The following is a 13065-nucleotide window of genomic DNA, read 5'->3' as shown; positions in this document are numbered from 1 at the left end:
ATGAAAGCAGAGTAGCTACTTTACGATTCTGGCATTCAACCTGATTACCTGGAAAGTACATGACATAGATAAATCGTGCGGAGAATGGTGGTATTATGTGGTTCTGGTAAAAATAATGTTCTGGAGCACATTGTCAATCTACCAGATTTTGATTCGTTAGGGGATAGTCATACCTTCGGATTATCAGGGCATTCATAGATTAGCAATATCTCTCATATATTTACAGACAAAAATACTATAGCAATAAATATGTGAGTTAGTAGCCTTAAAGATTCTCAGATCATTTTAAAAGAAAACTAGACATTATCAGAACATGAAATTCCTAAGCGTATGCCCTAAACTAACATTAATAAAATCGCTACCGTAACTAAATTTACGAAATTCCAATTCGTCCAATAGCATCTTATAGGGGATGTGTCCATCATGTGTATTGAGGGAGAAAGAGTGTGGTTACGATATGATTTGGCTCATTTATGAACTAGAAGCAAATAAATTCAAAAGGGCTAGAGGATAGGGAAGAACGTCTGCTTTTTCGTTACGCATTAAAGGAGGTGACATTATTTGTAATCTATTGTTACTTGTTCACGAAGATAAGTATTCATTGAACTATTTTAATGCAAGGAAAGGGGAGAAATCATGTTGAAAAAGATCGGGAGTTTGTTTGTGTTCGGTTGTATCGTTTTTGCATTGTTTTTGACAAATGCTGTTTATGCTGAAGAAGGGACAGGCTCGACAAGCTATTATATTTCTCCGACTGGTAATGATAGCAATCCAGGAACGAAAAGTGCGCCTTTCAAAAGCATGATGAAAGCACAAGAAGTAGCCTCCTCAGGGGATACCGTTTATATACGGGGAGGGGTTTATGATGAGTTTGAAATTGCAAAAACGGATAGTAATTATAATTATGTTCATGTGATGACGAAGAGTGGAATAACCTATGAGGCATATCCTGGAGAACGGCCTGTCTTTGATTTTAAACAAGTGCCAACGAATTTACGTGTGGCAGCCTTTTACGTTGAGGATCGTGTAACAGATATCACATTTAAGGGATTTGATGTGGTAGGGGTTAAAGTAGGGAATCAAAAGCAATCTGAAGCGTTTCGAATTAGGGGTGAAGCCAATTTCGAAAATATGGCTGCACATGATAATGAAGCAAATGGTTTCTACTATACTGGAAGAGGGACAGGTATTGTATTAAATTCTGATGCTTATAACAACATTGGACCAACTGACATATCAGCTGGAAATACAGATGGTTTTGGTGCTCATGGAGGTCCAGTTTCCTTCATTAACTCCAGGGCATGGAATAATAGCGATGATGGATTTGACAGTATTAGTTCAACTGGGGCAGTTGTTTATGACCATTGTTGGGCTTTCAATAATAGGGGTAATCAGAACGGGATAGGTGACAAAAATGGCTTTAAGGTAGGTGGATATTCGTATCGAACATCTGGTCTGCCAGATCCAATACCAGTTCATACAGTCAGATATTCTTTAGCCGTTAATAACGGAGCTAACGGCTTTTATGCGAATCATCAGCCAGGAAAAGCAGCTGATTGGATAAATAACACAGCCTACAATAATGGTTTATCCTATGGTGCTAACTTCAATATGCTTGAGCGCATTAGTCCGACTAGTGAAGAAGACATCCCTGGTTATAGAGAAGTTTTACACAATAACATTGCATATATTGGGACAACCATTTTAAATGATAATCATCAGCCAGAAAATGTAGCGAATAATTCTTGGACAATTGATGGTGGGATTAAGATCAATACGACTGATTTTTATAGTCTTGATGTAAGCCAATTATCTGCACCTAGAAAGCCTGATGGCAGTTTACCTGATGTAACCTTTATGCGTCCTATAACAACTAGTCCACTTTACAAATATAAGTTAGGCTACCTCGCTGACCAAAAAGATCCTTTTTTATCATTACAGGAACTCGTGACTACATTTACCGATGACGGCACAATCGATCATGTTGGAATTGCGAACAGCCTCCAAGAGAAACTAAAAAATCGGAATCTATCTTCTTTTATCCATCAGGTTAAGGCTCTAGCAGGAAAACAGATAGAGAAGGAAGCAGCAAATATTCTTATTCGAGAGGCGAATATATGGAATGCGTTAATAACTAAATAAGGATTGGACATGTAACGGATGCACCTACTACTATAGTGGGTGTTTTTTAAGGATGCAATTATCAGAGGCCTTACACGCTTTGAAAAGCTTTTCACAATAGGGAATCTACTTGAAAGGGAGTTTATAGATGAAAACAACTTGATTAGAAAAGCTATTTAAGATTTTTCCCATATAATTTATTAAAACTTAACTTCAGCATTAGCAATCTACGAAAATCAACCTTTTCTCGTATAATAGATATTCTTCAACTTTTTAAAGCACTCTCAGTCAATTTCCTATATAATCAAGACAGTTTCAGGTAACGAAATGATGACATTTTTAAGATAAAATGAAAATAGCTTCACTGGGAGGAATGGTGATTTGAAGGAGGAAGTATTACGGGTAAAACATAGGATTAAAGGTAAGGATGATTATTCTTTTGACTTTCATTCCCATCCAGAATATGAAATTTACTTTTTTCACAAGGGATCATGCCGCTATTTAATCCATAATAAAATTTATGACTTAGAGCCTGGTGATATTTTGCTTATGGATGGCCTGACAATGCATAGGCCAAATTTTGATCCGAATATGGATTATGTCCGAAGCCTGCTTCATTTTTCACCAGAGTGGATTAAAGGATTATTGGAAGAGCTAGGATGTATGTATTTAATTGAAGTTTTTCAAAAGCTGCATCATTGTTTAATTCGAACAAATGAGAGTGAACAATCAAAGAAATTAGAAGGATTGATTTATCAACTGTCAGAGCTTAAGAATAAAACGGACGATCATGATGAGCTAGCAGAAACAGAAATGAAGGTTTTGTTTATCCAAATATTAATCAAAGTGTATCAGCTAGGACAGCTTGTCTCACTGAAAATCCCGAATCAAAAGGGTGACAAAATCGAGCATGCAGAGAATATCGCAAATTATATTCAACACAATTATATGAAAAAATTAACACTTATCACGATTGCTGAAGCACTTAATTTGAGTAAGTCCTATGTCTCCCATGTGTTCAAGGAAATGACAGGATATACCGTGATGGAATATGTTATGGGATGTCGCCTAACACAGGTGAAATATTTACTAGAAATGGAGCCTAATAAAGCCATTCATGAAATTGCCTATGAGTGCGGATTTGAAAGTGCCTCCCATTTTAGTCGATACTTCAATGAGAAAATTGGTGTAACAGCTCGTGAGTATCGGAAAATGCGTTTGCAAAGCTGATAGTAGAAATATTGGATATTGAGAGTAGAGGTTTAAAAGAAAAGTTACGTTTTACTTTATGAAACAAAATGTAAGCGTTTTATAAATTGTGATTTCATTTTCAACTATGATCTCTAATGGTGGTAAACATTTGTGAAAACAAAATGAAGGGTTGTGGTTTTTTTGAAATTAAAATGGTTAAAGCATCGTCCTAATAGTAAAGCTGGTGTTTCATGGGGAGTTCCATGGAAAAAAGGCCAGCTAAAAAAAGAAGACAACATAACGCTCATCGCAGAAGATCGTAAGAAGATTCCAATTCAAAGCTGGCCGATGGCTTATTGGCCGGATGGGAGTGTTAAATGGACAGGTCACAGCGCTGTTTTTCAACCAAACGGCAAAAGGTATGAACTAAAAGTTGGTGAAAATCAACATCCGATAAATCCATTGCGAGTAATAGATTCTGAGAATCAGATAATCGTAGATACAGAAGAAATCCAATGGACGATAAACAAGCAAGGCAGCCATTTTATCGAGAAAATTGTTAGCGGTTCATCTGTATTAGGGGAAAAGGGGAGATTGATGTCCATTCAAGAGGTAAGGGATGAAACTTCAGAAATAAAGTCAATCCAACAAATCCCATTTGAAACTAAGATTACCCATGTGGAAATTGAACAAGATGGTCCATTAAGATGTGTCATTAAAATCGAAGGTGAGCATGTAAGTAGCTCAAAAAATCATAAGAAATTATGGCTTCCTTTCCATTTACGTATCTACTTTTATGCACAATCTCCTTCAATAAGAATGGTTCATACCTTTTTCTATGATGGAGACCCTCAAATAGATTTTATTAAAGGATTAGGAATGGAATTTTCGCTACCTTTAAGCGGTGAACCGTGGAACCGCCATTGTCGATTTGCTGGTGATGAAGGAATTTATTCTGAGCCTGCTCAAATTTTGTTAACGAGAAGACATCGACATGCTGATGGACTATATGAAAAACAAATAAAAGGAGAAGTAATCGATCTGTCGCAGCAAAAACATCAAAATTTACTTGAGCATGTCAAACAAAACGCCATTTGGAATGATTTTAAACTAACCCAGGATTCAGCAGAACATTACCGGATTGTCAAACGTACAAAGAATGGCTATTCATGGATTGAATCAACACATGGCAGTAGAGCAAAAGGAATGATGTATACAGGTGGAGAAAAGGGTGGGATTGGCATTGGTGTAAAAAACTTTTGGCAGAAGTTCCCTTCCACTTTAGAAATTACTGGTTTAAATCACGCAGCAACAAAAGTAAAAGTATGGTTTTGGTCACCTGACTGTGAGGCAATGGATTTAAGGCATTATAGTGAAGAAACGCATGTTGTAAGTGCTTATGAAGGCTTTGACGAAATGCGAGCAACCCCATACGGAATTGCTAACACTAGTGAAGTATTTTTACAATGCTATCGCGCAATTCCATCAGACGAAGAGCTCGTTGAAAAGGTAGAAGAATGGCAAGCACCAATCCTCTTAGTTTGTGAGCCGGAATATTATTATGAGACAAAAGCGTTAGGAGTTTGGAGTTTACCTGATACAAGTCATCCAGTAAAAGCACAGCTAGAAAAAGAGCTTGATAAAGCGATTTGCTTTTATAAACGTGAGATTGATCAACGTAGATGGTATGGATTCTGGAATTATGGAGATGTCATGCATACATATGACCCGATCCGTCATCAATGGAGATATGATTTAGGTGGCTTTGCTTGGCAAAATACTGAGCTCGTGCCGAATATGTGGCTATGGATTTCCTTCTTACGTTCAGGTCGGGAAGATATCTTCAAAATGGCTGAGGCGATGACCCGCCATACAAGTGAGGTCGATGTCTATCATTTTGGAGAATATGCTGGACTTGGCTCAAGACATAATGTCGTCCATTGGGGATGTGGCTGTAAGGAAGCGAGGATAAGTATGGCTGGCCTCCATAAATATTATTATTTTCTCACAACAGATGAACGGACGAGAGATTTATTAATAGAAGTGAAAGATGCAGATTTTGCTCTTGCAAACTTAGACCCAATGAGAGAATTTTATCCAGATGATCAATATAAGACACATGTTCGTGTAGGGCCGGATTGGGCGGCGTTTTGCTCAAATTGGTTATCTGAATGGGAGAGAACAGGGAATATCGATTATCGAAATAAAATCATAAAAGGAATTGAAACGTTCAAACAATTGCCATTACGTTTGCTGTCAGGACCAACCTTTGGGTATGATCCTAAGACAAATGAGCTCTATCATATTGGGGATGGCATTGCAGGTGGCTATCATATGATTATCGCTTTTGGCGGACCACAAGTTTGGATGGAGCTTGCTGAAGTTTTAGAAGACAAAGAATGGGAAGAGATGCTTGCTGAGTTCGGCGAATTTTATGAATTAAGTCAGGAGGAAAAGCTAGAAAGAAGCAATGGAAAGCTGCATAACAAATTATTTAATAATCGTATGTTAGCCGCTGACATCGTCGCCTATGCAGCTGCAAAGAAAAAGAGCCCGTCTATTGCTGCGAAAGCATGGAATTTACTACTAAATAAAGAAGTAAATCAGGTAATGCTGCCAATGGAGGAAAATGAAATACACGTATGGAGAAAGTTAACAGAGGTTCCTACGATAACGACGAATACCACATCACAATGGTGTTTAAATACGATGATCGCCTTAGAGTTAATCGGTGATTATTTACCTTCTAATCTAAAGATACATGATCATGATGATATGAAACAACTAACTTAAGTTGAGCTGCTATTTATTAGCAGTTTTATATCTAACTCATTTTTGCCCATAAGTTACCAATATAATTATAGCGAAAAATTAGAAGATCGGCAAATTTTATCGGGGGATGGAATTGATTGTTTGGTTGATTAGTACTTAAGAAATGATTGTAGAAGCAAAACCATTCACACTGTGGTGGCTTGTTTCCGATAAATATTTTTACTTACAGGGGGATTGATCGAAATGAGAAAAGGTAAAAAAGCATTAAGGAAAAAAATAGTCCTGCCTTTACTTTCAACGGTGCTTCTTTCTTCATCATTAGTCGCATGCAGCAATTCAGAATCGTCAAGCAGTGATTCGAAAAAGGGCGGTTCGGATAATACGATTAGCATTATGACAACAACATTTGACACAGACCCTCCAAGTGAAGACAATCCGGTTTTAAAGGCACTTGAAGAATATACAGATACCGATATAAAAATCACATGGGCACTGAATAGCTCTTATCAAGAAAAACTAAACATTACGTTAGCCTCTGGAGATCTCCCAGATATAATGATGATTCCAGGAAAGGATCCTAGCTTCATCAGTGCAGTTAAGGATGGAGCGTTTTGGGAATTAGGACCTTACTTAAAGGATTATCCTAATTTAAGTCAAGCAAATGAGATGATATTAAATAATAGCTCAATTGATGGCAAAATTTACGGGATTTATCGCTCACGTCCTTTAGGGAGACACGGCATTACATTTCGAAAGGATTGGCTAGAGAAGGTTGGACTAGAAACACCAAAAACAATTGACGATTTTTATCAGATGTTAAAGGCATTTTCAGAAGAGGATCCAGATGGAAATGGCAAGGATGACACTTACGGAATGGTTATTTCAAAATACACAGGTCCATTTGATATTATGCAAACATGGTTCGGTGCTCCAAATAAGTGGGGAGAGGATGCTGATGGAAACCTCCAGCCTGATTTTATGACAGAAGAATATGTCAATGCGCTTAAATTTTTCAAAAAGCTTTATGATGAAAAATTAATCAATGAGGATTTTGCTGTCATGGATCCACAAAAATGGGTAGACCACTTTCTAAATGGGGAGGCTGGGGTGATTGTAGATGTTGTTGACCATGCCCATCGTGCCGAAGAGGATATGCTCGCTGCAGATCCGAATATGAAAGATGCAATTGATGTGATTGGTGCTGTTGAAGGACCTACAGGACTTCATAACCTTCCAACTTCAGGATATTCTGGAATGCTTGCCATCCCTAAATCAAGTGTCAATACAGAGGAAGAGCTAAAAAAGGTATTAACGTTTATTGATAAATTAAATGACGAGGAAGCACAAATGCTAGCAAATAATGGGATTGAAGGGCGTCATTACGAAATAAAAGACGGTCAATATGTAGACTTAAAGAAAGACAATGAAGCGCTTACTCAAGAAGGCTCAGGATTTAACCAATTCCAACCATACATCCCAGAAGAACGTTTTATCAAACCAATCCAAACTCCTTTAAGAGACAAAGAAGCACAGGTCATGAAGGAGAATGAAGAAATCGTTGTTCCAAATCCTACTGAATCACTTGTTTCTGAAGTATATGCCCAAAAAGGTCAGCAATTAGACAACATTATCAATGATGCACGAATTAAATTTATCGTTGGGCAAATCGATGAAACGGGATTTAAAGAAGCAATTGAATTATGGCGTAGCACCGGTGGAGACGATTATATTGAAGAAATCAATAAACTATACAAGGAAGCAAGCAAATAGACAAATGAGCTGTTAACTCGGTTGGTGAGCTTAATGCTCACTCTGACTCACGGGAAATATATGGTGGCATCAAAGGGAAATGTGGGAACGTTAAAACAAAATGTGGAAACAAATCTATTAATGAATTAAAAGCAGATCACTACGATGACGAAATGGCAGTATCAGTTCTTTTTTGAGTAATCAAAGCAATATGAGGCGATGATTCGATACTTCTATCTATCTAAAAAATTGATAATTAATCAAATTTTATGAGGTTAGATTAGAATGGTCTAAAAAATTTGGGTAATTTGAATCGAGTTTCAGTATAAAACAACATAACAAAGCAATGAGAAAGTGGAAGCTGATAGACGATTTGGAGAAAGGAAATGGTCAATTTTGAAGCATAAATTTGCAGTCCAATTGTATACATTACGAGAAGAATTAAAAACGGGAATCCGTCCAATTTTTAAAACCATTAAGGAGATGGGCTGGGCAGGTGTGCAAATTTCTGGCCTGCCTAAAGATTATGATCCAAACGAGATTGCGTTGGGATTAAAAGAAAATAAATTACTAGCAGCAGGAATACACGTATCATTGAATCGTTTATTAAATGATTTCAAGGCAGTATTAAATGAAGCAAATTTGTATGGTACAAAGGATATAATTCTTCCACATGTAGCAGCTGAATTTAGAAATTGCGAGCAATACAAGGAAATAAAAAAATTGTTAAACCAATTGGCAAAGGATGAGCCTGAGTATCGGTTTTCCTATCATAACCATGCATTTGAGTTTGATATTGATATAGATGGGCAAGATGCACTAAGTTATATCCTTGATCCATTAGATGATAATCGCATTTTAGCTGAAATCGATGTGTTTTGGATAAAAAAGGCAGGCATCGAACCGTTGGAATATATTAAGCGATATGAGAAAAGGATGCCGATTATCCATTTAAAGGACATGACGGATGATGAACGACAAACGTTTGCAGAAGTCGGCACAGGTGTTATCGATTTTCTCCCAATCTTTCAATGGGGGGAAGTGAATGGGATCGAATGGTATGTAGTAGAGCAGGATATTTGTGAGGGTCCGCCATTAAGATGCTTAGAAACAAGTTTACGAAATCTTACCCAATTTGCTGAAAAAATAAGCGGTAGTACTAGTCGGTAGAAAAGTTCATCTTTGAGAAATGATCTTAATAATATGGAGTGAGATAAATGAGTTTAATTAAAGTTGGCGTGATTGGAATTGGTAATATGGGTCGATCGCATGTAAGGGCATTAAGTGAAGGGAAAATAAAGGGAGCCATTCTAACTGCTATATGTGATCCATTTCAAAACGAGCTTGAATCGATAATTGGTCAAGATAATGTGAAGATTTTTCGAGATGAGGATGATTTTTTTAACACATCTGTGTTTGATGCAGTCCTTATTTCAACACCACATTATGATCATCCAAGACTGGCAATGAAGGCATTTGCGAAAGGACTGCATGTTCTTATTGAGAAGCCTGCTGGTGTCTATACGAAGGATGTAGCGGAAATGAATCTTGCGGCAAAGGAAAGCGGGAAGGTATTTGGGATTATGTATAATCAACGCTGTAACCCAATTTACCAAAAGCTACGTGAGCTTATTCTTTCAGGTGAGCTAGGAGAAATCAAAAGAACAAATTGGATTATCACAGATTGGTACCGCTCACAAAGCTATTATGATTCAAGTGAGTGGCGAGCAACCTGGCAGGGAGAAGGCGGTGGGGTTTTATTAAACCAGGCACCTCATCAGCTTGATTTATGGCAATGGACAACAGGACTTATGCCGAAAAAGGTCCATGCCTTTTGCAGCTATGGTAAATATCATGATATTGAAGTTGAGGATGATCTTACCGCCTATGTTGAATATGAAAATGGAGCAACAGGCGTATTCATCACATCAACTGGTGAAGCACCTGGAACAAACCGCTTTGAAATCACTGGTGACCGCGGAAAGCTAGTTGTTGAGAACAGCAAGCTTACCTTTCACCGCTTAACTCAATCTGAGCGTGAATTCAATGCAACCTATACCGGTGGTTTTGGAAGACCCGAATGCTGGACAATTGATATCCCGATTAAAGGTAGACATACCGAGCATCAAGGAATCATGCAAAATTGGATTGATTCGATTACAAAAGGAACACCGTTATTGGCTCCTGGGGAAGAGGGAATCAAGGGACTGGAAATCTCCAATGCGATTTATTTGTCCTCCTGGTTAAAGGAGCCAGTGGAGCTGCCGATTGATGCGGAGCTTTTTTACGAGAAGCTGCAGGAGAAAATAAGAAATTCGACGTTTCAGAAAAGGGCTGTCGGTAAGGTGAATTTAGATGTGTCGGGGACTCATTAGGGTGAGAAAAAGTTGATAGATTCATTGCCTTGTTATTTATTTCAACACTGCAATTCTAACTAAAATTTAAATGTTTATTCCTCTTTATATTATAAAAGTAAAGATATGGTATGTATTCTTTGGTACAAAACATTCAGAAACTCCAATTCCTTTATATGGTATTGGAGTTTTTTTATATTAGGGACTATAAATATATTCCTTCAATTCTACAATAAGAGGTTTAGTGACATGATTATAGTTCCTTTTTGCTAACCGACTAAGTTTTTCAAAGTAAAATCTTTACTTTGTAGGGTAACTTAGTTGAAAATTAATAGTTAAAATGAAAGTGCTTACAAAAATTTCTAATATATAATTATAACTCTGATAATTAAGATTCTAAAATTTTAGTGTGATAAGAAGGTTGAGTTCGATTTATCAACCTTCTTTTCAGTAAAAATGTATTCTTATTAATTTTGAGCTTATCACTAAAATAATGAGTGAACTATCGTTTATAAACTATGAAAGCAAGTTTTAAAGTCATATGATCATGTAGTGAAGGGAGCATAAAAATTGGGGAAAGTTCTCAATATCTCGAAGTTTTATCATTTATTAGAATGGATTATGTGGTTAGCTTATATAAATCTACTTTGGATAGGGAGTGTACTTGCTGGGTTAATTGTCTTTGGTATATTTCCAGCAACAGTTGCAATGTTTGCGGTCATTCGGCACTTACTTCTTAAGGATGGCACTGGTAAACAAATTTTGAAAACTTTTACTATCACTTATAGGAAAGAATTTTTCAAGTCTAATGTTATCGGAGTAATCTACCTAGTTATCGGTTATTTGTTATATCTTGATTTTCAATTTATTCAAAATATGACAGGTGCATCATTTTATGTGTTTCAAACAGGGATGATTTTCATAACGATTATTTACGTTATTTCTTTCTTATATATTATTCCAGTGTATGTACATTATCATTTGAAACTTCTTCAATATTTTAAACATGCTGTTTTAATCGGCATTCTTAGTCCAATGATGACGCTTCTAATTGTCATTGGATTATCCTTCCTATGTTTTCTACTATTTCTTATACCAGGTTTGATTCCTTTAGTAACTTCCAGCACAGTTGCGTTAATCATGATGAGTTGTGCTTTAGTTGGGTTTCGGAGATTAGAGGGTAAGCAGCAAACATCTAATGAAAGAATGTGACTCTATCCGCGAATTTAGTGTGATATGATGAAATGAGAGTGTTGCATTTAAGGTCATACATTATTTGTCGCATGATTGGAGGAAAATAGCTATGGCATATAAAGTATTCTTAGTAGATGATGATCGATTTGTTCGCAAAGGATTGATTAATCTAATTGATTGGGAAGGCTGTGGCTTTGAAGTTTGTGCAGAAGCAGATAATGGAGAGGATGCTTTAGAGTATATCCAAGCGAATCATCCCGATTTAGTCATAACTGATATTAAGATGCCAGTGTTAGACGGTCTTGAGTTGATTAAGCAGACTGTTGAAATGAAGAAATCTCCACCTAACTTTATCATTATAACTGGGTATAGTGACTTTAAGTATGCTCAAAGAGCCGTAAAGTATAGTGTGGATGATTTCATACTGAAGCCAGTTGATAAAGATGAGATTGAAGAAACGCTTAAAAAGGTTGCGGAAAAGAAAAAGAGAAAGCTACAGGTAGACCGAAATAGAAATAATATACTTGCTACTACTGCTTTTAATGAATTGTTAACCGAAGAGTTAGAAGAAGCACATCGTCATGATTGCATGAAAAAGTTGAATATCAACCAAACAACAGGAATGGCTTACATGATTATTGAGATTAATAATATTATTGTAAACGTTGCCAAGCTGCGTGATATTATAAGTAAAATGCTCCATGGTGAACATTATCATTCTAGTACTTTGTTTCGGGACCATGGGAATAATCGTATCGGCATATTAGTCAAAAGTGAGGAAATGAAACAATTTAATGGAAATATCATTCACTTTTCAGAAGCATTAAAAAAGCAGTTAACGAACAGTTTGAATACAGAAGTTTCTCTCTATATTGGAAAAATCATCAATAATCCCAATGATATCAAGGAAACGTATGATACTGCGATAAAAGCTTTACAATTTAAATATTTGGAATCTTTAGAAAGCCCAATTATATATGGTAAAACAAAAGTGTCCAATGTTAATTACATCGAGCTTGACCAAACTATCTACCAAACACTTTTTGAGTACATTGAGGAAAATCAGCCTTCGCAGATAAAAAATGCAATTGATAAAATGTTTGAGCAATTTCAAGACAAGGCGTTTGCAAAAGATGCGGTAAAAACATCCATTAATCGGGTGGTACATGAAGTAATAAAAACGATTCAGACAATGGAGGGGGATGAGAAAAATTTATCCTTCCTTCAAAACATGTTAAATTGGGAAAATAAGCCTCGAACGTTGCAAGTGATAAAGGGGATATTTTTTGATTTTATATTAGAAGCTGCAGCATTAATCAATCAATTGAACAAAGAATCTGGAACAGTACATATTCGTAGAATTAAAAAATACGTTGATATGCACTACAAAGAAGACATTACATTAAAGAGTATTGCAAATCAATTTTTTATGAATCCTGTCTATATGGGACAGCTATTTAAAAAAACATATGGCATGTATTTTAAAGATTACCTTTTACAAGTTCGTATTAAGGAAGCGAAGAAAAAGCTAAGACAAACAGATATGCGTGTTTATCAGGTAGCTGAAGTCGTTGGGTTTTCTAATTCGGATTATTTTGTCACTCAATTTGAAAAAATCACTGGTATGACACCAACTCAATACCGAAAAAAAATATTGAGAAAAATGGATGAAATGGAGCTACCA

At 36.4% G+C, this 13065-nt stretch carries 8 protein-coding genes; all 8 read left to right on the top strand.

All coding sequences use genetic code 11. The features are described from left to right. Positions 1 to 636: 636 nt before the first annotated feature. Positions 637 to 2142: a right-handed parallel beta-helix repeat-containing protein gene (locus HU235_RS14760; RefSeq protein WP_174880678.1), complete on the top strand. Its 1506-nt coding sequence runs from the start codon at positions 637 to 639 to the stop codon at positions 2140 to 2142. A gap of 360 nt (positions 2143 to 2502) precedes the next feature. After that, the gene (locus HU235_RS14755) at positions 2503 to 3351 is read left to right on the top strand and encodes an AraC family transcriptional regulator (protein WP_174880677.1); all 849 of its coding nucleotides are present in this window, start codon (positions 2503 to 2505) and stop codon (positions 3349 to 3351) included. A gap of 153 nt (positions 3352 to 3504) precedes the next feature. After that, entirely contained in the window at positions 3505 to 6105 is a 2601-nt protein-coding gene (locus HU235_RS14750) for an exo-rhamnogalacturonan lyase family protein (protein WP_174880676.1), read from the top strand. A gap of 222 nt (positions 6106 to 6327) precedes the next feature. Further along, entirely contained in the window at positions 6328 to 7854 is a 1527-nt protein-coding gene (locus tag HU235_RS14745; protein WP_174880675.1) for an extracellular solute-binding protein, read from the top strand. Positions 7855 to 8229: 375 nt separating this feature from the next. Then, on the top strand, positions 8230 to 9003 hold the full coding sequence (locus HU235_RS14740) for a sugar phosphate isomerase/epimerase family protein (RefSeq protein ID WP_095301915.1): 774 nt from the start codon (positions 8230 to 8232) through the stop codon (positions 9001 to 9003). Positions 9004 to 9050: 47 nt separating this feature from the next. After that, a complete protein-coding gene (locus HU235_RS14735; RefSeq protein WP_174880674.1) occupies positions 9051 to 10208 on the top strand; it encodes a Gfo/Idh/MocA family protein in 1158 nt (385 codons plus the stop codon). Between the two features lie 549 nt (positions 10209 to 10757). Further along, positions 10758 to 11399, top strand: coding sequence for a YesL family protein (locus tag HU235_RS14730; protein WP_174880673.1), 642 nt, complete (start codon positions 10758 to 10760; stop codon positions 11397 to 11399). A gap of 91 nt (positions 11400 to 11490) precedes the next feature. Beyond that, positions 11491 to 13065 (top strand): response regulator transcription factor (locus HU235_RS14725; protein WP_174880672.1); only part of this gene is annotated, 1575 nt, incomplete at its 3' end.

The sequence above is a fragment of the Metabacillus niabensis genome, assembly GCF_902829255.1.
Classification (GTDB): Bacteria; Bacillota; Bacilli; order Bacillales; family Bacillaceae; genus Metabacillus; species Metabacillus niabensis.
The sequence above is the reverse complement of the archived record's forward strand: the minus strand, read 5'-3'. Positions and strand labels throughout refer to the sequence as shown.

Coding starts and splice junctions, on each gene's coding strand:
- HU235_RS14745 (WP_174880675.1), top strand. CDS start 6,328: ATGAGAAAAGGTAAAAAAGCATTAAGGAAAAAAATAGTCCTGCCTTTA.
- HU235_RS14735 (WP_174880674.1), top strand. CDS start 9,051: ATGAGTTTAATTAAAGTTGGCGTGATTGGAATTGGTAATATGGGTCGA.
- HU235_RS14760 (WP_174880678.1), top strand. CDS start 637: ATGTTGAAAAAGATCGGGAGTTTGTTTGTGTTCGGTTGTATCGTTTTT.